This is a genomic window from Bacteroides sp. RTP21281st1_H5_RTP21281_210402 (assembly GCF_040918965.1).
Classification (GTDB): Bacteria; Bacteroidota; Bacteroidia; order Bacteroidales; family Bacteroidaceae; genus Bacteroides; species Bacteroides congonensis.
Genome location: NZ_JBCOWR010000021.1, coordinates 14,839 through 38,713 on the forward strand (window position 1 = coordinate 14,839; position 23,875 = coordinate 38,713).

Genomic DNA, 23,875 nt, shown 5'->3' on the forward strand with positions numbered 1-23,875 from the left:
TTTCATTGCTTGATTAGATTAAAATGAAACTCTCATTCCCAAGGTCACCATGCGTGATAGCGGATATTTCGCGCCATTAGAGCCAAGTTCGGGATCCCACAGTTTGAATTTGGAGAAGGTCAGCAGGTTTTGTCCGGACAAGTAGAAATAGAGGTATTCTATTCCCTTGTCCATCAGTCTCTTATTCTCAAGGGTATATCCCAACGATGCTTGTTTCAGACGCAGGTAGTTACCGTTTTTCAGCCAGTGTGTACTATTTACATAGTTATTGTCACTGGTACTGGCATTGGCGGTCATACGCGGATACCATGCATCTGCACGCGGATTGTCTTCTGTCCAGCGATCCAGTGCCTTGGTAATAACGTTACTCGGGTTCAGTCCCATGCCGGTGAAAGGTACGATACCTACTCCGCCTGCTCCCCAATCGCCATTGCCTGTGTCCATAGAGCCACCATTAGCCATAATGGATACATCGGATACACCCTGGAAGAACAGGGACAGGTCAAAGTTATGATAGTTGACGTTGAAACCCATACCGTAAGACCAGGAAGGGAACCAGGACTTGCCCAGATAACATTGGTCGTTGGCATCAATCACATTGTCGTTGTTGAGGTCTTTGTATTTGATGTCACCGGGAGCCAGTTCACGCAATTGCTTCGGACTGTTTTCAATCTCTTCCCAACTCTGGAAATAACCGTCGGCTACATAACCGTAGTATTCGCCATAACGGGTTCCTTCACTCTTCTGATAAGAATATTGCATATCCGGTTCGTCACGGAATACGATTTTGTTTTTACTGTAAGTCACGTTACCATACAGGCGTAATCCCACTTTGTTATTGATACGGGTCTGATATTCGAGGTTGGCGTCCAATCCCTTATTATCCATCTCACCCATGTTAGCGTAGATAGCGGCATCAAATCCTGCCATGCTCGGTAAAGAAGAACGCTGAATCAGAATGTCTTTACGTCTTTCCCAATAATAATCCAGTGTCAGGTTGAGTTTGCCTAAAAGCATCATTTCCAAACCGATATTTGTTTTATAAGACTTTTCCCAAGTCAGTTTGTTTGAGCCTAGAAGAGTCTCCCTGATACCATATACGAGATTACCATTCGGACCGAAGCCGTAGTTATTTCCGCTTCCGAACTGGGTAAAATAGGCAAAACGGTCGCCTGTTCCGCCAATGTTATCATTACCTACAATACCATAGGAAGCGCGCAACTTTAATAAATCAACCGTATGAACGATGTTTTGGAAAAAGGGTTCATGCGAAATCACCCATCCTACGGAAGCGGCAGGGAAAAAGCCGAAACGGTGTCCGGGAGCAAAATTCTCCGAACCGGTATAGGAACCGTTTATTTCTGCCAAGTAGCGGTCTTTATATCCATAACCCAAACGGGCGGCAACGGCCTGATTACGGTAAGGGATAGATGCAATGGCACTTCCGGCGGTAGCAATCATACGGTTACGCATATTATAGAGCACCATTCCGTTGATGTTGTGTGAACCGAATGTGCGGTCATAGGCTATATTCGCTTCGGTATAGATTACCCTTTCTCCGGTATCACTGTGCTCGTAATAGAGTTCGTCGGAACCTTCTTTGATAGGTTTCCCGAAGATAAGTTCTCCATTGCCGTCACGTTGGTTGGCATACCACAAGTCCACTCCTCCCGTACGTTTGTTATTAAATTCACTATAACTGTCGAATGAAAAACGTACATAGGCCGAAAGACCTTTGGTTATGAAATCTAATTTCTGATTGACTGTAAATACGGATTGCAAGGCAGGACGGAAGGTATCGGTATAACCTGTGTTCTGCACTTCATTCATCGGGTTGGAACCTGCATTGGCAGGTGGGCCGGCCCAACGTCCGTCCGGATAGCGGACAGGGAAAGCAACCGGTGAAGTGGAAAATGCTTCGTACCAAAGTTTACTGGAACTAATGCCCGGATAACGTGAATCGACCATGATGGCAGATAAGTTCATCTGCAATAAGGTGGTTTTCGTTATATTCACGTCTACATTGCTACGGAAGTCATAACGTTTATAATTCAGGTTAGGATTATAGCCGTTTTCATCCTTTACGTTGTATTGTCCGCCTTGATTATAGAAAGAAGCTGACAGGTAATAACGAACCAGGTCGCTACCGCCACTGATATTCAGATTGACATTGGATACGGAAGATACTTTCTTATAGATCTGATTAATCCAGTCTACATTCGGGTATAAGTAGGGATCCAATCCGCTTTCGGTCTTCAGTATCTGCTCGCGGGAATAAACTTCATTCAATCCTGAGTTTCGACGGCTTTCATTATAAAGCATCATATAGTCCGTACCGCTCAACATTTCAGGTACTTTGGTGAAGTTTGTAAAGCCTGTCTCTGCCTTGATAGAGATTTTCGGTTTGCCGACTGTTCCGCGCTTTGTAGTAATAATCATTACGCCGTTAGCACCTTTCGCACCATATACGGCAGTGGCGGAAGCGTCTTTCAGCAGAGAGATGCTGACAATGTCTTCCGGGTCGATATTGTTATAGGCACCCCCATAAGTGGAGTTTACGTCGTCACGCTGTACACCGTCTACAATAACCAGTGGAGAAGTGTTTCCCGTGAAAGTACCGATACCACGGATAGTAAAGGTCGAGTTATCGTATCCCGGCTCACCGCTGGATTGCACGGAGATGATACCTGCCACCTTGCCTTGCAAGGCGTTACTCAGATTTGCGACCGGAGTTTTCAGGCTTCCTATATTCACCGAAGCTACCGAACCTGTCATCGTCACTTTCTTTTGAGCACCATAGGCAACTACCACAACTTCTTCCAAACTTGAAGTCGCTTCCTCCAAAGAGACATTAATAGTAGTCTGATTACCTACTTTTACAGTCCGGGGTTCATATCCCATAAAGCGGTATTCGAGTGTTGTCTGACCATCGGGCACTGTAATCATATAAAATCCGTCGATGTCAGTAATCACTCCGGTAGTGGCATTTAATAATTTCACACTTGCTCCCGGAATTGACTCACCGGTGGTAGTAGTGACGTTTCCTTTTACGGTACGCGATTTCTTCGTGTCGGCTGCATTTTCTTCTTTCGCAGGAAAGAGTAATATTTGCTTGCCCTGAATTTTCCAGGAAATTCCTTTGCCTTTAAAAGCCTGTTCCAGCACGACATCTATTGACTGTTTCTTTGCTGAAACGGTAATGCGCTGATTCGCATTTAGTTGATTATCTTTATAAAGGAATGAATACCCGCTTTGGGTTTGAACGGCTTCCACAAACTGTTTCAGCGTAACGCTTTTCATGTTTAAAGTCAACAATTCTGACTGTTGTGACCATGACTGGACAGGTACAAAGAAGAGTAGAAATAATATTTGCCAGGTACATAGTCTGAGCTTCCCCAAAAAGGATGAGGGCAAAATAAAACCTCTCACTCCCTTTGGGATTGAAATATTTTTCATAAATTTGCAATTTAAAATTAATAAAAGGTAGAGTTAATTTTAATCTGAAGAGGATTGGAAAACGGGAATTTTCCGATCCTTTTTTTCTTTTTTCAAGTGGTGTTCATCATTTTTCTTTTTAGGGTTAGCAATTTCTTTTTCAGTTTATCATACTATCAGGCTGCCTATCTCTTTTATTTCGGAGTCACTAAGTAAGTGCCGTCCGGTTGTTTCTGAAAACGAATAGGAGTAATCAAATCAATCGTCTCAAAAATATTCTCTAAAGACTGCTCTATGTCAAAACGTCCTGAGAATATTTCCTCTTTCAATCCCTCGCCTTCAATGCGAATCTCCGTATGGTAACGCTTGCTCAACATAAACATCACATTATCCATTTTCTGGGATTCGATATTCATATATTTATCTTTCCAGGTAGTGTAGAGCTGAAGATCGACATGGCGCACTTCAATGCCGGAGTACTGCTGGACACGCCCCATCTCACCCGGCCTTAAAATCACCCCGTCTTCTGTCTTGTTACGCTCATTCAGTTTCACGGAACCGGATTCCAATACAACTTCCGCCGTATTCTCCATTTTGGATACCCTGACATCAAAGCGGGTGCCAAGTACCATTACTTCTACAATGTCCGTAACTACCTGAAAGGTTCTTCCATTATCTTTCTTCACATCAAAGAAAGCTTCACCTTCGAGGTATACTTCACGGTTGCGTCCCGAAAGTCCATCCGGATATTTCAAGCTCGAACCGCCACCCAGCCAAACTTTGGAATTATCAGGAAGTGTAAACAACAGGGCTTCTTTTCCCTGATTCATCACAATCAGCATATCCGGTTTTCCCAAAAGCTGATAGCCCAAAAGTCCGCCCAACACAAACAAAACGGCAATACTGGCAGCAACGGCACAACGGCGGATGATTAGTTTCAGCCGAGGTTTCCTGTCTGTCTTCATGCCTGTTTCTATCTTACTCCAAGTTCGGTTCATGGCTTCTTCTGTCTGATGGGTATCCATGTGCACCAGCGAGTCTTCCACCAACCGGGAAGCACGCTGCAAAGAGGAGTCCTCTTTCAACATCTGTTCCAGTGCCTCTTCTTCCTCTTTATTTAAAGAATGGTCTGTTCTTTTAGCGAGCAAGTCCCATATTTTACTGTCTTCTTTCATCGTTCTACAAATATTATTAAGCGCTTCTATTAATAAAGACAGAAATAAAATAAAAAATACGTAGTTGAATTCAAATAAAAAGTTACTTTTGCAAATAAATATTGTTAATAGACGCTTCTACATTTCTATTATTTTATTGTAAACACCTTATAATCAAATTCTTGAATATGTTACACAGAGAAGATGACATTAGTTGTCTATTACGTCAAATCAGTGAAGGTAATGCTTCTTGCTTTGAAAAAATGTATAAGCGGTACTTCAAGAAGTGCTATTCCATTGCGTTATATTTCGTCCAATCCGCTTCGGTCGCTGAAGATGTGTTGTCTGAGGTATTTCTCACTTTGTGGGATAAACGTCAGAACCTGAAAGATGTGAAGGATTGGGATTCTTATTTATTTATCACAGTCAAGAACCATGCTCTTTCATTTTTGGAGAAACACCGCCAGTACAATCTAAGTTCCATCAACCAAATCGTAATAGAAATACCCGGAAATGATCTCACTCCGGAAGAGAAACTGCTGAAAAAAGATATGGAGGAGAATATGCAACAGGCCATCCAGCAACTACCCGAAAAAACAAGAATCGTTTATTGCATGGCGAAAGAGGAACTTATGAGTTATAAACAAATCAGCGAAGCACTGGACATATCCGAAAGAACTGTCAATACACATATGACCAATGCTATTCGCAAATTAACAGCAAGCCTGCAAAAGTATTTTAAGTAAGTTAAATCATCCGGGCTAATATTTGCTCTATTTCAACCAAATCATCCGGTGTGAAATCCAAATGTTCCAATGCTTTTAAATTATCTGCTAATTGATTCACGGAACTTGCCCCCACAATGACCGATGTCATTCTCTCGTCTTTCAGTATCCATGCCAATGCCATTTCTGCCAAAGTTTGCCCACGACGACGGGCTATTTCATTTAACTGCCGGGCAGCCTCTATCTTTTCAGGAGTAACTTGCGAACGCTGAAGGAAACCGGAAGAGCGGGCGGCTCGCGAACCTTCAGGGATACCGTTCAAATATTTGTCAGTCAGCAAGCCTTGCGCCAAAGGGGAAAAGGCGATAAAGCCGGAACCGAACTCAGCAGCCAATGGAAGGGTTTCGGCTTCCACCGCACGGTCGAACATACTGTAACGGTATTGGCTGATAAGACAGGGTACACCTGCTTTTGCCATCATTTCATAAGCTATGCGGGCTTGTTCGGGGGGATATTTGGATATGCCGATGTAGAGGGCTTTGCCTTGCTTCACTATATCAATCAATGTTTGGATGGTTTCTTCTACCGGGGTTACTCCATCATAACGATGGCTATAAAAAATATCGAAGTACTCCAGACCTGTACGGCGGAGACTTTGGTTGACACTTGCCATCAGGTTCTTGCGGGAACTACCGTCACCATAAGGGCCTGCCCACATTTCATGTCCGGCTTTGGAAGAGATGATCATTTCATCCCGATACCCCTGGAAGTTCTCTTTCAGGATTCGTCCGAAGTTGGTTTCCGCACTTCCGGAAACAGGGCCGTAGTTGTTTGCCAAGTCGAAATGGGTGATACCCTGATCGAAAGCGTACTTAATCATGTCGGTTGCCACATCGAAATCGTCCACACTACCGAAGTTGTGCCATAGTCCCAAAGAGATGAGAGGTAATTGCAAACCGCTTTTGCCACAATATTTATAGGGCATATGTTCGTAGCGGTCGGCAGCAGGTTGATAATTGAAAGAGTTTTCCATAAGGCAAAATTGTTAGTTTTCTAATATAGTCCGTTAGAACTGGAAATAAATAAACGGTTGAATCTCCGAGCTTTTCATTTGGATGACGAGGTAAATCAAGCCTGTCATCAGCAATGCTTTCCCTATGAAAGGCAGGCGGATTACTCCACGGCACACGGCATTTTCCCAACTATCGGGCGCAAAATGGAGCATGAAGCCGAGCAGCATTAAAGCGAACACGCGCCAGTAACCTTCTATCAACTGCGGAAAAAGTTGGGGACGGAAAGTGGTGAATAACTGTTTCAACATATCCATCGAGTTTTGAAAATCAGCATTGCGGAAGAATATCCAACAGAAGCATACGAAATGGAAAGTGATGATAACGCCGAATACACGACGCCAGCCATGGCTTTGCTCACCTTTCTTGCGCCCGGTGATTGTCATCCACATTTTATGCAATGCCAAAGCTACACCGTGGAAGGTTCCCCACAGTACGAAATTCCAGGATGCTCCGTGCCATAATCCACCAAGAAACATGGTGATTATCAGATTCAAGTATTGACGGAACTTTCCTTTCCGGTTTCCACCTAAGGAGATGTATAGATAATCTTTCAACCAACTGGACAGCGATATATGCCAACGACGCCAAAATTCGGTAATGGAAGCGGATTTATAAGGAGAATTGAAGTTCAGGTTGAAATGGAATCCCAGTAGCAGGGCGATGCCGATAGCCATGTCACTATATCCTGAAAAGTCGCAATAAATCTGCAAAGCATACCCGTAAAGCCCCATCAGGTTCTCGACTCCCGAATAGAGGGTAGGATTATCGAAGATACGTTCTACAAAGTTGATGCTGATATAATCGGAGATAATGGCTTTCTTGAAAAGACCGGAAACGATCAGAAAGATTCCGCGTCCGAACATCTCCTGTGAAACAAATAAGGGTTTCCGGATTTGTGGGATAAAATCGCGGGCACGTACGATAGGGCCTGCCACCAATTGCGGGAAGAAAGATACATAAAAGGCATAGTCCAAAAGATTGGTCAATGGTTTTATTTCTTTTCGGTAAACATCGATGGTGTAGCTCAATGACTGAAAAGTGAAAAAAGAGATGCCGACAGGCAGGAAGATGTCGAGAGCGGTAAACTCTCCACCCATCAATGAAGCGATCACTCCACCCAGGAAATTGGTATATTTGAAATAGACAAGAAGTCCCAGATTAATACCCAAGCTCAAAGTAACCAATCCTTTACGCTTCCAATGTCCCTGGGTACGATCCATCAGTTGCGCAAGGAAGAAGTCGGCAACAGTGACTATGGCAAGCAGGAAGAAATACGTGCCACTACTCTTATAATAAAAGTAATAGGAAAAGAGGGTGACAAACAGGATACGGGCAGTGTATTTATGTTGTAACAACACATACACTACCATGAAAGCAGCGAACAGCCAAAGGAAGATACCGCTGCTGAATATCATCGGCGCTTGCGGGTCGTAGGTAAGTACCTCTTTTAGTCTACTGAAATCTATATCAATGGGAAACATAGTCGTTATATGCTTTTATGATGGCTTGGTATAATAAATTTCCTTGAAGGATATATCCTTCGGGTAAATAATGTACATGATCGGGACGCATCAATTTGGCTTCCGTCCAGTTGGTACAAGCACGACGCTTGCCGCCGACTACATCGTACATATCCCACACCAGCAGGCGATTATTTTTAGCATAGCGACGAATCGTCTCTGCGGCTATCGCCGTGCGGGGATTAATGGCATAGGTACGTCTGCGCCTTCTTTGCCGGAAACTTTCATATGAACCCGGTGGAGTAGTGAGAAGAATAGGCACGTTGGGAAGACTGTCGCGCAGGAGTTTTACCAGTTCATCCATCTGATTATAGTGCACATTCATATTATAACGCCGGTTATGGCTTTCATTCGTTCCGAAAGAAAGAATCAACAGTTCGGGTTTCAAGGCTGCGATTTCGGCGATACGGTCGGGATGGGTAAAGGTGAGACAGGTGGCTCCGTTCACTCCTTTGTCTATGTAGGAGACAGTTCCGAAAGTCTCGGTCAGGCGGGTTCCGGTAGTCTGTGGATAGATATGCCCACGTACATGACTGTCGCCGATATGAACGATGCGGACTGTATCTTCGGACAATCCGGCACGCACTTGGCGGAGATGCTCGAATACGGGAGACAACAGGGCTATGCTGTCGATAATCTCATTCCGTCCGGTTTCACGGAAAGCTGTCGGGAAGAAGATTTGCGCGGAAATGGTATCGTTCGCCCAGGTCATTTCACGCAAGGGCTTGATTTTCTTTAAAGTCTTGCTTAATGGCGGGCAAGCAGGAATACGGTCTTGTGCAGTTGCTTCCGGCACGAAACAGGGGATGTTCAGGATTACAGCCCAAACAAATAGAATGACAGGCAGCAGGTTATTCTTTCTCATAAGCTCTCCTCCTGTCGTGTTGTTCTTTACCATATATCAATGTCTCATAAAGCAGTCCTGCCAAGTGTTTGCCACCCCGGAAGTTGATATGCGTATAGTCGTAGTTTGCCATAGACGGTTTGGCATGGACAAGTTTCGCCATACTACCTTCACCGCCCATTGCTTCGAACATATTCCAAAAGGCGATACCGCTTTCGGCGGCGATATTCTGTTGATAACGGATCAGGTTCTTGACACCCGGCATGGTGCGAAGTTCACCATTCTCGTTCTTGTAATCACGGTCACCGACACTTAACAGCAAAATTCCGGCTTGTGGAAAGCACGTTTTCAGATGGTCGATGGCGGTAAGTAGTCCTTTCTGGTAGTTATCGTAGTTACGTCCGCGTTCGGTAGCGACGTTCAACCCGTATTCAAGAATAATCAGGTCGTAGGGACGCTGACGGTTAAATTCCTTCAACATTTGTTGCGGGATGCCACGCAGGGAAAGACCGGAACTGCCACGCAAGGAGAAGTTATCGAGAATGATTCCTTTCTTTCCGTCCATTGCCAAGCCATAAAAGAGTGTGGAGTCGGCACGGTCTACCGTCCAACGGATAGAGCCGATGCGCCCGTCTACCTGAACTTCCTGCAAGCTGCCGGAAGGTGGCAGAGCGTAGCTTCTACTGTCTCCTTTGTTCACACGGGCAGAGAGGTGGACGGAATCTCTATTATAGAAGAAAATAGAAGCGCGCTGACAGGTATCAAGCAATGAGGCGTATTTGCTCTGTCCGCGCAGTTCTACATAAGCCCCATTTCGGGGAACGAAATAATGACCGGAGATGCCTTGCTTTTTCCTGTCAAAATAGACGCTGTCCGTCACTGCGTGGCTCGCCCATCCACCGAACATATGCCGCACCGTAGGACGGTAACCGCTTGTCATGGAAGTGATGGTGACAAAACCTACTCCACAACCGCCGAAACGTTTCTGAAGCATTTCTCGTAAGTCGGCTGTAAAGATGTCCGCTTCGATAAAGGAGTCACCGAATACGGCAATACGCACTAATTTATCATCGGATGATTCGGAAGTTGCAGAAGAGACCCGGTCGAGGGCTTCGTAAAAAGGAGCCATGCCACGATGGGTGGAGTCGCTGTAATCTTCGATACAGGTCATACCCGCCCGACAGGTATCTACAAAAACCGATTTCACCACAGGCGGCAGAGGAATACTGTCCGAATCGGCCACGGCTGTATCTGTACCCGGATAGCGAATATCGCTCAAAAGGTCTACACGCCTCATCGTGTGTCCGTCTATGGTGATGACCGGAAGCCAATGAAGCCCCAGCAGGGCTGCAAAAACAATCAGTACAAACCACAACGAATATTTCAAATAATTCTTTATAATCTCCATAATGTTCCAAAATCCCAAACGACCGCAAAGATAGACAAAAGCCATAAAAAGAAAGGAGAATCTACATTATTTATGAGATTCTCCTTTTCGTTTTATTTATCTGCCGAACCGAATATCAAATGGTCCGTTCAATGTTCCACACAAATGCACGCAAGCCTAATTGCTCGGTTTGCAAGTCCATCTTATGCAAGATATCCAACAGCGGGTCAACTTTACTGTCGTCTACAACGGTCAGGATGGACGAACACATACTCGGCCAGGCATGGCTTCCGAAATGAGGGTCGCCTGTCTTCGAGCCGCGTCCCTGTACTCTCTCGAGATATGTGAAACCACGGCAACCCAAACGGTCGAGCAACGCAATGATTCGTTCGTAATAAGCCTGGTCGAATGTTATCAATACTGATTTCATATTTCTTAGTTGTTATTTCTTAATGATATCCTAATTATTTTCCTGGTAATAAAGATCCAGTTCACGTTGACGACGGAGTTTACGACGCTGGTTCTTGATTCCTGTTCCTGCGAATACACAATATAAGGTAGGAATCAGAATCAAAGTCAGAACGGTTGATACCGTCAGACCACCAATTACGGCAATCGCCATCGGGCTCCACATCTCGGAACCTTGTCCGCCGGCTATTGCCATCGGAATCATACCGAGAACGGTGGTAGCAGTAGTCATCAATACCGGACGGAGACGGCTCTTACCGGCCGTCACTACGGCGTGCAACACCGACTGACCGCGCTCCCGACAGAGGATGATGTAGTCGATAAGCACAATACCATTCTTCACCACAATACCAATCAACATGATACCTCCCAACAGACTCATGACACTCAATGTGCTGCCCGTGAAGAACAATGCCATCAAGACACCGCTAAACGCAAACGGCAGTGAGAACATGATGATGAACGGATAAGTCAGAGACTCGAACTGCGCAGCCATCACGATGAATACGAGAACCACAATCAGAATGGCGAGTGTACCCAAGTCACGGAACGAATCCTGCTGATCTTCGTACGAACCGGAAATCTGAATGGTCACATCACCCGGCAGGTGCATCTTGTCAATAATCTGGTTACCGGAAGCAACCACATCACCCAACGGAGCACCGGAAATTACGGCGGACACCGTCACGATACGTTCGCGGTCTTTACGCTCGATGGTAGGCGGAGCAAAACGTTCTACTACCTTTCCGACGTCTTTCACACGGACGGACTCACCTTTGCTATTGTAAATAAGAATGTTCTCTATACTTTCAAGACTTGTACGATGTTCGGGCGCGTAACGCACTTTGATATCATACTCGTCTCCATCTTCACGATATTTGGAAGCGACGGCACCATTGATACGGTTACGGAGATAGTTACCGGCAGTTGCCAGGTTCAGTCCGTGCATCGCCAGTTTCTCGCGGTCGAAGTCTACCTGATATTCCGGCTGGTAGTCGCTACGGCTGATGTTTACTTCGGTTACGCCTTTCACATTCAGCAACTCGCGTTTCAGACGGGCTGCCACGCTATCGGTCATTGCCATGTCGTATCCGTACACTTCGAAGTCAGCACTGGCTTGGGCAGACATACCTGTATTGCTACCACCGAGAATTACCTGCGCCTTACTGAATTCAGGATAGGCTTTCAGGTCAGTACGCATCTCGTCGCAGACTTTTTCGAGCGTGATGTTACGATCGCCCGGATCCACCAGACTGATGTTGAACGAGATAATATGCGAACCGTTGTCCTGCATGGAAGCCCATGTATTGTCCGAGTCGGCTTGTCCCACTGTATAGTTACATACTTTCATAATGCCCTTATACTTGGTCATCCACTGGTTGGTCAACTTCTGCGAAAGTTCCTGTGCTATCTCTTTTCTCGTACCGATAGGCAACTCCAGTTGCACTGCAATACGGGCGTTATCCTGCGCTGGAAAGAACTCTGTACCAATACCTTTGGCACACAGCAAGCTGACAGCGAAGAAAGCGATACATCCCAGAACGATTATCCAACGATGACGCACTGCCCAGTTCAGCATCTTCGCATACCAGGTGTCGAGTCCGTCCAATGTTTTTTCAATCGGGGTAAAGAGTAGTTTAAATGCTTTCGACTGCTTCTTCTGCAAACGTAGCAACTGCGAACAGAGCATCGGCGTCAGTGACAAAGCCGCCACGGTGGAGATAAACATGATGGCACACATCATCCAACCCAACTGTTTGAAAAGTACACCGGACATACCGCTTACCATCGTCAACGGGAAGAATACGGCAATCATGGTCAGCGTAGAAGCAATAACGGAAATCGCCACCTCATTCGTTCCATGCACGGCCGCCTGTTTCGGGTCGGAACCGCGTTCGATATGTGTCGTTACGTTCTCAAGTACTACAATCGCGTCATCCACCACCATACCGATAGCGATAGAAAGGGATGAAAGCGAGATAATATTAATCGTATTTCCACTGATCGCCAGGTAAATGAATGAAGCAATCAACGAAAGCGGAATGGTGATACAGATAATCAACGTCGCACGCCAGCGTCCCAGGAAGAGGAATACGACTAATACTACGAACAGCAAGGCATAGGCTACGGTTTCCGTCAAACTGTCGATAGTGTTCAAAATGTTATCGGACGTATCGACGATAACACCAATCTTCACGTCACTCGGCAGGTTCTTCTGAAGTCTCGGCAGTGCATCGGCTACTTTCCTGGAGATTTCTACCGAATTGGCTCCCGACTGCTTCTGAACAACAATCATGGCACCCTGCACACCGTTATTATAGGTTTCCTGTGCACGCTCTTCTACCGTATCCACAATCCGGGCTACGTCACGCAAAAAGACATTCGCCCCATTGTGCGTACCCACCACGACATCTGCCAACTGGCTGGAGTCATCAAATTCTCCTTCGACACGCAATGAGTATGTCTCACTGCCGATATCGAAGTTACCCCCCGGAATGTTCTTGTTCTCGGCTCCGATAATGGAGCTGATTGTTTCGATGGTCAGGTTATAGGCTTCCAGTTTGTTGGGGTCGCAATATACCTGTATCTCACGTTGCGGCGCACCACTGATGGACACCGTTCCAACTCCCGGAATACGTGCCAGAGGGTTAACCACACGGTCGTCCAATATCTTGTAAAGCGCGGACTGGCTCTCATTCGCCTGTACGGAAAGCAACACGATAGGAATCATGTCCGTACTGAACTTGAAGATAATCGGGTTCTCGACATCATCGGGAAGCTGTGAGCTTACCATGTCGAGCTTATCGCGCACATCATTTGTGAGGACGTCAATATCATTACCAAACTCGAACTCCAATGTAATCAATGACATATTTTCGGAAGAACGAGAGGTTATATGTTTCAGGTTGCTCACCGCGTTCAGTGTATTTTCGAGCGGGCGAGTCACATTATTTTCTATATCCGAAGCACTTGCGCCGGGATAAGCGGTCATTACCATGATCGTGTTTGTATCAATGTCCGGATACAGGTCGATAGGCAATTTGGACAAGGAGAAAAGACCAAAGATCACCACTGCCAGGAAGCAGAGCGAGGTCATAATCGGTTTCTTAACCGCACCTTCGTATAAACTCATTTCTTTAGGGATTAATTTGTTAGTGAACAGTGATTGATGAAAAAACGCCAATCACTAATCGTTAACCGTTTATTTATTTCTCAACTTCTACTTCTACGCCGTTCACCAAACGTGCCTGGCCGGCAACTACAACTTGAGAATTATCGGGCACACCGGATTTCAACTCGTACTCCGCACCCATACGTCTACCTAACTCTACTTTATTATAAGATACTTTACCATCTTTATAAACGAACACATAACGGTCGCCGGAACCTGCCTGCTTTACGATAGCCAAATCAGGAACGACCACGTTGTCGGCCGTACCGAAGTTCAGTGTAGCACGGGCGAACATCCCGGGACGTACACGCTGATCCCTGTTATCCAGTTTGATTTCGACCGGGAATGTGCGGGTAGTGGCATCTATCGTAGGATAAATCAGGCTGATCTTTCCTGTAAATGTCTCGTCACCATATACATCGAGTTTCACATCGACAGGTACGCCTTTCTTCACTTTGGTAAAGTAAGTTTCGGAAACATTGATAAGGAGTTTCACCGGAGTGATTTGTTCTACTACCAGTACAGGGTCACCGCCACTGTACATATCGCCGTTATCATAGTTGCGTGCAGTAACTACACCGTTGATAGGACTCAGCAAAGAGGTGTTTTCCACCAGATTCTTGTAAGCTGTCTTCTTCACGTCGAGTTGCATCTTCGAAGCATCCCACTCCGACTTGGACGCACCGCCTACTTTATAGAGTTCGTCGATACGCTTGAATTCTATCTCCTGATTATCTAGTTGCAGCTTTGTCTGTTGCAGGTTGGCCGCATCCATTTCCACTAATTTCTGTCCTTTGGATACGCGGTCGCCCACTTCTACAAAGATACGGTCGATACGCACGGGAGATGAAGGAGCGATGTTGTTTTTCGCTTCCGCTTCTACCGTTGCCGTGTAATCCTGTATCTGGTCTACGGGACGTGCCGTTACGTCTGCCAGTTTCACGATGGGTTTGTCTTCCACCTGCTCCGTGGCAACTTTATCTTTTCCACCTGTACATGAGCCCATAAATACAGTTAACAATAGGGCTGCCAATTGGATACTTGTTTTCATATTCCTTAGTTGTAATTTTTTAGTTGTCTATCTTTATTCTTTTCCCAATACTTGGTCGAGGTCTGCCTTAGCAACCAGATAATCATATATGGACTGATTGTAAGTGAGTTGTGCCTGAGTCAGTGATACCTGCGAACTGTTGAGTTCGAGCACCGTGCCTTTACCTACATCATAACGTTTTTCGGCAATGGTCACCGCTTTCTTTGCCTGCATCACGTTTTCCTTATTGCTGACTACCTGTTCTGTACTGGCAGCCATATTGTTTCGGTAACTCACGATCTGCATATTCAACTGTCTTTCCGTGTCGATACGGTTCCAGTCCAACTGGCGCTGCTGAATACGGGCGGATTTCACTTTCGTAAAGTTGCTTGCCTTATACAAAGGGATGCTAAGGTTGAACATCAGGCTTGAACTGTTACTCCATGTATAATCGAAGAAGTTGATATTCGGATTATACAAAGACTGATAGTTGTAGGAGAAGCTCATTGACAGGGTCGGCATGAAATTCGTTTTCAAGGACTTTACGTTCTTCTCCAGTAACTTCATGTTCAGTTCCAACTGCTTCATGGTGGTATTGTTGTTCAGATTAACCTCTTCTTCCTTCAACTGATTGGCAAACATAGCCATCTCGTAATTAGTCAGATTATCATTAATCTTAATCTCCACATCGGCTGTAATGCCCATCAATACCTTGAGCTGCAACTTAGCGAGAGTCACTGCGTTGGCTGCCGCAATCAGGTTCGGTTTGATGCTGCGCATCTGCACATCCGCACTGATTTTATCGTATTCGCTCACAGTCCCCTGCTGATATTTGGCGTTGACAACATTGTAATTGTCTTCTGCCAATTTGTAGCTTCCCTGAAGCACTTCGTAGCTGTCTTGCGCAAGCATCAACTGATAGTAGGCTTTGCTTACCTGATTCACCAAATCCAGTTTGGAAGCACGCGACTTCTCCACTGCCAGTTCAATATCCGTCTTTGTCATTGACATGGCGCGATATACACCCGGCACGAACAAAGGCAGATTTATGCTCAATCCGGCATTGGCGGTATTCGTACCGTCCTGTCCCATCTTGAACGACATATCATTCAATTTCATTTCGGCTGCCTTGATCGTATGATCCACAGACCCTGCGATACTGGCTTCCGGCAACAGACTTTGCCACGCTTCCTTGCCGGCAACTTTCTTTAAAGCGATTTCTTCTGCCGCCACTTTCATTGTCGGATTCTCATCCAAGGCAATTTCCAAGGCTTTTTCTAAGGTTAAGGTTAGCGTATTCCCCGCTGTCTGCGTTTCTTGCGCTTTTGCAAAACCAAATGCACAGAGCACTACAGCCATCAAAAGAATCTTCTTACCTGTCAGTCTTTTCATTTTGTTCATAAAACTGGTTTCTAATTTAAATCTTTAATTGTTTGTCAACAGAACCTCATTCTTCCTTATTCTACAATGCGGTTCTTACGGTATTCTTGTATGAAATCTTCCAGTACCTTGGCTCCTTTCTCTGTGGAGATGCCGCGGATATAGGTAAACATGATAGACTCGTACACTTCTATAAATGGATATTCATTGCAAATGTCCGTATTCAGCAGCACATCAAACTGCTCGCGTACCAACAAATTGACAATGGCAAAATTCACGTCCGAACGAAAGATGCCCTGATCGACTCCAACCTTGAAGAAGGACATCGTTTTCTCCGAATCGCTGTCCTGACGGGCTCTCATCATCTCATACACCTTCGGGTATTTCTTGATGTCCTCAAAAAAACGCTTGTTAGTCTTATGGAACACCTCGATGCTTTTCTGAAATACCGCAAGTATCACTTCGAGCACGTTGTGCGACTCCTCAAATATCTGCTGCAAATACTTGTCCCTGTCTGCCTGTGCCTTCAGTATGCATTCCTTCAGCAATGATTCTTTGTCCGAAAAAACTTCATAGAGTGTACGTTTGGATATACCCAATGCAGCCGCAATGTCGTCCATCGTAATACTCTTGATGCCTTTCGAGGTGAAAGCTTCCGTTGCCGTCACTACGATTCGTTCTCTTAACTCTGCTCTTTGGGAAGCGTCTTTTCCATGCTCTGTCATCGTTCGTTCTTCTTAATTGTTTTAATGCAGTTTTCGTTTTTTCTTCATTCACAAAGGAAAAACGGAACAAAGATATATAGAAAACTCAATTAACAAATCTAGTTTCCTTGTATTTATAATCCATTTGAGAATTATTATCATTCTGCAGACTGATATGAAAACAAGTGTTAAGAGGAAATACGGAACAAATACACGGCAAAGATAAGAAGTAAAGGAATAAGAAGTAAAGTTTTATCGCTATCAGAAGGGTTCTGACCGATAAAGGCCGGATAAATGCCGATGAAATTCGACGCTTACCCGGCCATAACAGTCACCCTTATTAACGAAAAACGAAAAAGGGATGGGTTTATGGTTAATATTCAATTTGGTTCCTTTTCAGGAAGGCGACTGTTTTATGTATCTCCTTGTACATCACGATGTCATCTTTCACAAAAGGTACTTCTTTCCTGTATGCGTGAAGGAAACGTTCCAGTACGGGAGACGTTTTTAGCGGGCGACGGAAATCGATGCCTTGAGCGGCGTTCATCAGTTCGATGGCAAGGATATGTTCGAGGTTGTCCATTACTTTATATAGCTTGGTGGCAGCATTGGCACCCATACTCACATGATCTTCCTGCCCGTTGGAAGAGACGATGGAGTCGCTTGATGCGGCATAGCAGTACATTTTATTCTGGCTGACCATTGAAGCGGCGGCGTATTGGGGAATCATAAAGCCAGAGTTCAGGCCGGGATTGGCTACCAGAAATTCGGGGAGTCCACGGAGTCCCATAATCAGTTGGGAAACACGGCGTTCGGAAATATTTCCCAATTCGGCGAGAGCGATGGCAAGGAAGTCATAAGAGATGGCAAGCGGTTGCCCATGGAAGTTTCCGCCGGAGATGATCCGGTCTTCGTCGGGGAAGATGGTGGGGTTATCGGTGACGGAGTTGATTTCCGTCAGCAGGACGGAAGCGACGTAGCGGATGGCATCTTTCGTGGCACCATGCACTTGCGGGATACACCGGAAGGAATAGGGATCTTGCACATGTTCTTTGTGACGTTCAATCAATTCGCTGCCGGCCAGTAGTTTGCGGAAGGCTTCGCCTGTCTCAATCTGTCCCCGGTGAGGGCGGATTTGCTGAATACAGTCCATAAACGGGTCAATACGGCCGTCGAAGGCTTCGAGGGAAAGGGTGGCAATCAGGTCGGCTTTCTTCGAAAGGCGGAAGGCTTTGAGCATGGCGAATACGCCGTTGGCGCTCATAAACTGGGTGCCGTTCAACAGGGCGAGCCCTTCTTTGCTCATTAGCTTGACGGGTTCCCAGCCAAATTCGTCGAGAACGCTGATGGCTTCGCATTTCTTTCCTTTGTAGTAGACATCGCCGACACCGATCAGGGGAAGGAAGAGATTGGCCAGTGGGGCGAGGTCGCCGGATGCTCCGAGAGAACCGCGGTCGTAGACAATGGGCATGACGTCGTTATTGAAGAAATCGAGGATGCGCTGCACGGTAATGAGTTGAACACCGCTATGTCCGAGGGAGAGGGCGTGGGCTTTGAGCAGCATCATTAGTTTGATAATGACGGGGCGGATTTCTTCACCTACGCTGCAAGCATGGCTCTTTATCAGGTTTTCCTGGAGTGTGCCCAGTTCATCGGAGGAGATGTTTTTGGTACATAAGGAGCCGAAGCCTGTTGTAATGCCATACAGGGGTTCTTCGGAAGAAGCTATCTTACGGTCGAGGTAATCGCGGCATTTCTGAATGCGCAACTTTGCTTCGGGAGCCAGTTCCAGTTTCAGGTTCTCGTTGATAATCCGTTCGATGACTTCGAAGGTCAGTTCGCCGGAACCGACATGATATACATTTTTACTCATACGCGCAAATCTTGGTTAACGGCATCCAGTATTTCTTTCTCTTTCTGACAGGCGGCTTGCTCTATCTTATCGGCTTCGGTTTGCAGTTGCAGGACAAATTCCCGATCTTTGAGCGAACCGAGGTTGATGCGGACATTCAGCAAAGCTCCGAGGACGGCGGAACGGGCAGACATCATGGCGACACAGGCATCTGTGACGGCGTTGCGGTTGCCGAGGTGGACTACGTCTGCAATGATTGTCATCATGTCCAGGGCTTTTCGGGCTACTTCCAGGGGAATGAGGGCGGCCTTTTTAGTTGCTTCCTGAATGGCGGCGCTGCGGGCGGCTTTTTCTTCATCGGTCGCTTTGGGGAGTTTGAAGCAGGCAAATACTTCGTTATAAGCTTCGGAGTCTTTGTCAATGAGTGCGATAAACTCGTCAAGCAGGCGGAGGGTGATGGTTTGGGCGTGTTGCATCAGTTCTTCGCTGACTTCGTAGCCTTTTTTGCCGACGGTAAGCCGGGCTACCATTGTGGTGAGAGCGGAAGCTAATGCTCCGTTCAGCGCGGCAATACTGCCACCACCGGGCACAGGGTCACTGCAAGCCACTTTATCTAAGAAATCTTTTACGGTTAAATCTGCTAACATGGTATTCTGTTTTTTTAATTGGTTATTAATTGACGGGGTATAGCATACCGCCTTTTATGGTCATTATTACACTATTCATTCCTATATAGTAAGGTAGAATGTGATAGTTTGCGGAGTTCAGGACGACAAAGTCACCTTGCTTGCCGACTTCAATGCTGCCGATACGGTCGGCCCGGTGAAGGGCGGCAGCTCCGTTCAAGGTCAGGGCGGTGATGGTTTCTTCTACGCTCAGTTTCATGTAGATGCATGCCAGGGCGATAGTCAAAGGGATAGAACCTGAGAAACAGCTTCCCGGATTGAGGTCGGTGGCAAGAGCTACGGCGCAGCCGGCGTCGATCATTTCACGTCCGCGTGCATAGGGTTCTTTCAGGGCAAAGGCGGTCAGAGGCAGCAGGGTGGCTACTACACCGGTATCTGCCATTGCACGGATTCCGGCATCGGAAGCGTGTAGCAGATGGTCAGCCGATAAGGCACCCAGTTCGGCTGCCAGTTCAGCGCCGCCGAGGGAGACTATTTCGTCAGCATGGAGTTTCAGCAGGAAACCCTGGTCTTTGGCGGCTTGGAGCAGGCGGCGGGATTGCTCGATGGAGAAAACGCCTTGTTCGCAAAAGACATCGCAACATTCGGCGAGTTCGTTCTCACGGATAACCGGAAGCATTTCACGAATCAGGAAGTCGATGTAGTCGTCACCTCTTTCTTTGTATTCTTCGCTTTTCCCTTTATATTCTCCAGGAAGGGCATGGGCACCGAGGAAGGTGGAAACGATGTCGACACGTTTATGTTCGTCATTGTTCAGGCTACGCATTATTTTTAGTTGCAACAGTTCGGTTTCACGATCCAGACCGTAGCCGCTTTTTCCTTCTACTGTGGTCACTCCCATCGTACTCATCTTCTTCAGGAAGCTTTCGGCTGTCGAACGGAGTTTCAGGAAGTTCATTTTCCGCGTCGCTTTCACGGTACTGGCAATGCCGCCACCACGTTCCATGATGGACATGTAGCTTTCGCCTTTCAGACGCCAGGAGAATTCTTCGGAACGTTCACCACCGAATACGAAATGGGTATGGGAATCGACAAAGCCGGGCAGCAGGCAGTGCCCGCGGGCATTGTAATGCCAGTAGTGCTGATAGTAGCCGTCGCGGTCTTCACCACGGTTCTCGCCGACGTAGGTGATGATGCCTTTAGTTACTTCCACCGTCCCGTTTTCTATGATTTGCAGTTGCGACATTTCTTCCCCTTTACGGGCGGAAAAGCCGATAGGGGTGACGATGCGGGCATTGAATATAATCAGGTTTTCACTCATATAGTTGTTTTTAATTATTCCATGATGCGTGCTTCCAGAACTTGCTGCATGGAGAAGTTTTCCAGTCCGAGGTAGTAGGATGCTGTGTCAATCAGGGCTTCCATCGGTACAAGACCGATTATCTCGCTGCCGACAATCGTGACGCCATAACGGCGGGCTTCGATACGTGTTAATTCAAAGGCACGGTAGAGGGCGGTACGGGTGTAATCGGTCATGTTGATGGATACTTGCGTTATGTTCCGTTCCTTCAGCTCTACTCCCATCGCCTTGACATAGCGGAGTCCACCGTTGATGTGGCGGATATTTTTGGCTATCTTGGTAGCTATTTCGAGATTGTCCGTACTTAGGTTGATATTATAAGCGACGAGCGGCATACGGGCTCCGATGGCTACGGTTCCAGCAGTGGGGTGGCGTTCGGCGGGGCCAAAGTCCGGTTGCCATTCGGGAAGTTTTATCTTTTCGGCCATTCCTTCAAATTCACCTTTGCGAACGGAAGCGAGATTTTCGCGGTGTGGCGCGGTGGCGGATTTTTCGTATAGAAAGACCGGAAGGTTATATAGTTCGGCTACGCGAGCGGCAACTTCTTTTGAAAGTTCGACGGCTTCTTCCATCGTAGTGTTTTTAATGGGAATGAAAGGGACAACATCCACTGCTCCCATACGGGGGTGTTGTCCTTTATGATGGTTCAGGTCTATCAGACGGACAGCAATTCCGATGGCTTCAACCACTGCGTCACGCAAGGCTTCCAGTTCACCGACGAGGGTGACGACCAGACGGTTATGGTCTTCATCGTTGCTGTAATCGAGTAGCTTTACGCCTGCCTTGCCACGGAAAGGAGCTACTATCTTATCTATTTTCCCTAAATCGCGTCCTTCACTGAAATTGGGGACACATTCGATGATTTTATTCCAACTCATGATAAATATTTATGTTATAGGTTACATTTACAGGATAACTATAGGTTTTATTCAATTATATGCCTTATTTAATTCAACTACATGTATTGTTTAATACAACCACATGTATTATTGGGCTCAATTGCATATTTTACTTCAAACGCCTACATCTTCGGGTAGTTCCGTATATTGTGGGAACTTATTCTCTTATCTTATGAGAATTTACTCCCGCAATATGAGGGAACATTTTCCCATATTTTGTGGGATTACTTCACCGTAATATCTGAAACTATTTTCTTTATTAATTCTTCGTCAGCCAAATAGGGCAGTGTTATCTGATAGTCTCCGGCGTGGGATTCGTTGAATACTTCACTAGTTTCTATTGCATGCGGATTACGTGCCCAGGAGCGTCGGGCTACACCGCCCATTACATCCCAAAGCATGGCGGAACGAAGTATTTCATCCACCCGTTCGCTACCATCGCATACCATACCGAAACCACCGTTTATTGCTTTACCAATACCGACTCCGCCACCATTGTGCAAAGCTACAAGACTCATTCCACGGGCACAGTTTCCGGCAAAGCACTGCACTGCCATATCTGCCATCACATTGCTTCCGTCTTTTATACTCGATGTTTCCCGGAAAGGGGAATCCGTGCCGCTCACGTCATGGTGGTCGCGTCCCAACATGATAGGCCCTACTTCACCACGACGAACCATTTCATTGAAGCGGAGTGCTATGTTCATTCTTCCCACAGCATCCTGATAAAGGATGCGTGCCTCTGTTCCTACTACCAACTGGTTCTTTTCCGCATCACGTATCCAATTATAATTATCCAAATCCTGACCGCGTCGATTGACGTCGATACATTCCATGGCTGCATGGTCTGTCTTTATCAGGTCTTCATGTTTTCCACTCAGGCAAACCCACCGGAACGGACCGTAACCGTAGTCAAAGAGTTGAGGTCCCATAATGTCTTCTACGTAACTCGGCCAGATGAATCCGTCTTTCTCGTCTACACCGTTGCGGGAGATTTCTTTTACTCCGGCGTCATAAATCGCTTTCATAAAGGAGTTTCCATAGTCAAAGAAATAGGTACCTCGTGCTACCAGCTTTTTGATTACTTCGAAATGACGGTGCAAGGAGATATCCACCAAACAGCGGAATTGCTCGGGAGATTCGTGAAGAAGTTGTGTACGCTCTTCAAAAGTCAGTCCGGCAGGGCAATAGCCGCCTTCGTAAACGGCATGACAAGAGGTCTGGTCGGATAATAGTTCAATGGAGATATTCTTTTGTTCGGCATATTCAAGCAGGTCGACTACATTGCCATGATAGGCTATTGAACAGGGTTCGCGACGCTGCATCGCTTCGTTTGCCATCCGGTATGCCTCTTCCATATCTTGCGTGACGTGTCCTACCCAACCTTGGCGATAACGTGTTTCAATACGGGAACTGTCTACTTCGGCTATTATGGAAGCGGCTCCGGCTATCTCGGCAGCTTTAGGCTGCGCTCCGCTCATTCCGCCCAAACCGGAAGATACAAACAGATGTCCCCGCAAATCTTTGTCTTGTGGAATACCGAGTTTCAAGCGCCCCGCATTGAGCAGGGTATTAAATGTGCCATGGACGATTCCCTGCGGGCCGATGTACATCCAACCGCCGGCTGTCATCTGACCGTAATTAGCTACTCCCATCTGGGCGGCAATGTGCCAGTCGTGCTGATTATCGAATTGGCCGATCATCATGGAGTTCGTTATAATGACGCGGGGAGCGTCGGGACGGGAACGGAAAAGCCCTAAGGGATGACCGGACTCTATGACCAGGGTTTGTTCCTGGGTTAGTTCTTCGAGATATTGTTTAATCAGGCGATATTGCATCCAGTTTTGGCAAACTTGTCCGGTCTCACCGTACGTGACAAGTTCGTAGGGATACAAGGCTATATCAAAGCAGAGATTATTGTCAATCATCACTTGAAAGGCTTTACCTTCCAGGCATCGACCGCAATACTCATCTATTGGTTTTGCTTTCAAATCGCCTTCAGGACGAAAGCGGTATCCGTAAATCCGTCCGCGAGTACGCAGTTCTTCCATAAATTCGGGGGCTAACTGCTCGTGCCATTCAGAGGGGATATAACGCAAAGCGTTTTTTAGTGCTGTAACTGTTTGAGCCGGAGTAAGTGTGTAACCACGGTCGGGAGCTCTCCGGATACCTTTTACAAAACCCGGATAAGACGGTAGTGTGTTGCCAAGAGTCATCTTCATACTAAAGCAGAATTAAGGATTACA

General features: G+C 46.4%; 17 protein-coding genes. 1 reads left to right on the plus strand and 16 read right to left on the minus strand.

The annotated features are described in order from the left end of the window. Nucleotides 1-18: 18 nt before the first annotated feature. A complete protein-coding gene (locus tag AB5443_RS21715) occupies nt 19-3,300 on the minus strand; it encodes a TonB-dependent receptor (RefSeq protein WP_368114399.1) in 3,282 nt (1,093 codons plus the stop codon). Nucleotides 3,301-3,629: 329 nt separating this feature from the next. Next, nucleotides 3,630-4,610: a FecR family protein gene (locus AB5443_RS21720; protein ID WP_277135279.1), complete on the minus strand. Its 981-nt coding sequence runs from the start codon at nt 4,608-4,610 to the stop codon at nt 3,630-3,632. Between the two features lie 167 nt (nt 4,611-4,777). On the opposite strand from AB5443_RS21720, the gene AB5443_RS21725 reads away from it, so the two are divergent. Beyond that, complete coding sequence (locus tag AB5443_RS21725; protein ID WP_195661635.1) at nt 4,778-5,335, plus strand: RNA polymerase sigma-70 factor; 558 nt, start codon at nt 4,778-4,780, stop codon at nt 5,333-5,335. Nucleotide 5,336: 1 nt separating this feature from the next. Here AB5443_RS21725 and AB5443_RS21730 read toward each other — a convergent pair whose 3' ends face one another. The 14 genes from AB5443_RS21730 to AB5443_RS21795 form a co-directional block, all read right to left on the minus strand. Then, complete coding sequence (locus AB5443_RS21730; RefSeq protein ID WP_277135277.1) at nt 5,337-6,347, minus strand: aldo/keto reductase; 1,011 nt, start codon at nt 6,345-6,347, stop codon at nt 5,337-5,339. 33 nt (nt 6,348-6,380) lie between these two features. Continuing rightward, nucleotides 6,381-7,868 (minus strand): MBOAT family protein, encoded by a 1,488-nt coding sequence (locus tag AB5443_RS21735; protein ID WP_073347364.1) that lies wholly within the window; start codon nt 7,866-7,868, stop codon nt 6,381-6,383. Continuing rightward, nucleotides 7,855-8,772 (minus strand): SGNH/GDSL hydrolase family protein, encoded by a 918-nt coding sequence (locus AB5443_RS21740; RefSeq protein ID WP_283140084.1) that lies wholly within the window; start codon nt 8,770-8,772, stop codon nt 7,855-7,857. The genes AB5443_RS21735 and AB5443_RS21740 overlap by 14 nt, the downstream gene beginning before the upstream one ends. Beyond that, nucleotides 8,759-10,159, minus strand: a complete 1,401-nt coding sequence (locus tag AB5443_RS21745; protein ID WP_277135284.1) for an SGNH/GDSL hydrolase family protein — start codon at nt 10,157-10,159, stop codon at nt 8,759-8,761. Before AB5443_RS21745 ends, AB5443_RS21740 begins: the two co-directional genes overlap by 14 nt. A 115-nt stretch (nt 10,160-10,274) precedes the next feature. Beyond that, nucleotides 10,275-10,568, minus strand: coding sequence for a PG0541 family transporter-associated protein (locus tag AB5443_RS21750; protein WP_022136803.1), 294 nt, complete (start codon nt 10,566-10,568; stop codon nt 10,275-10,277). Nucleotides 10,569-10,598: 30 nt separating this feature from the next. Continuing rightward, on the minus strand, nt 10,599-13,739 hold the full coding sequence (locus AB5443_RS21755) for an efflux RND transporter permease subunit (protein ID WP_073347362.1): 3,141 nt from the start codon (nt 13,737-13,739) through the stop codon (nt 10,599-10,601). 73 nt (nt 13,740-13,812) lie between these two features. After that, nucleotides 13,813-14,829 carry an efflux RND transporter periplasmic adaptor subunit gene (locus AB5443_RS21760; RefSeq protein WP_277135276.1) on the minus strand — a complete coding sequence of 339 codons (1,017 nt, stop codon included), beginning with the start codon at nt 14,827-14,829 and terminating at the stop codon, nt 13,813-13,815. A 33-nt stretch (nt 14,830-14,862) separates the two neighbouring features. Beyond that, on the minus strand, nt 14,863-16,209 hold the full coding sequence (locus tag AB5443_RS21765) for a TolC family protein (protein ID WP_277135275.1): 1,347 nt from the start codon (nt 16,207-16,209) through the stop codon (nt 14,863-14,865). 56 nt (nt 16,210-16,265) lie between these two features. After that, entirely contained in the window at nt 16,266-16,913 is a 648-nt protein-coding gene (locus AB5443_RS21770) for a TetR/AcrR family transcriptional regulator (RefSeq protein WP_044654056.1), read from the minus strand. 352 nt (nt 16,914-17,265) lie between these two features. Then, nucleotides 17,266-18,765 (minus strand): histidine ammonia-lyase, encoded by a 1,500-nt coding sequence (gene hutH / locus AB5443_RS21775; protein WP_277135274.1) that lies wholly within the window; start codon nt 18,763-18,765, stop codon nt 17,266-17,268. Continuing rightward, entirely contained in the window at nt 18,762-19,391 is a 630-nt protein-coding gene (locus AB5443_RS21780; protein WP_044654054.1) for a cyclodeaminase/cyclohydrolase family protein, read from the minus strand. Before AB5443_RS21780 ends, hutH begins: the two co-directional genes overlap by 4 nt. A gap of 25 nt (nt 19,392-19,416) precedes the next feature. Continuing rightward, nucleotides 19,417-20,691 (minus strand): imidazolonepropionase, encoded by a 1,275-nt coding sequence (gene hutI / locus AB5443_RS21785; RefSeq protein WP_044654053.1) that lies wholly within the window; start codon nt 20,689-20,691, stop codon nt 19,417-19,419. Nucleotides 20,692-20,705: 14 nt separating this feature from the next. Then, nucleotides 20,706-21,608 carry a glutamate formimidoyltransferase gene (ftcD, locus tag AB5443_RS21790; RefSeq protein ID WP_368114398.1) on the minus strand — a complete coding sequence of 301 codons (903 nt, stop codon included), beginning with the start codon at nt 21,606-21,608 and terminating at the stop codon, nt 20,706-20,708. A 245-nt stretch (nt 21,609-21,853) separates the two neighbouring features. Continuing rightward, the gene (locus AB5443_RS21795) at nt 21,854-23,851 is read right to left on the minus strand and encodes a urocanate hydratase (protein ID WP_277135273.1); all 1,998 of its coding nucleotides are present in this window, start codon (nt 23,849-23,851) and stop codon (nt 21,854-21,856) included. Between the last annotated feature and the right edge of the window lie 24 nt (nt 23,852-23,875).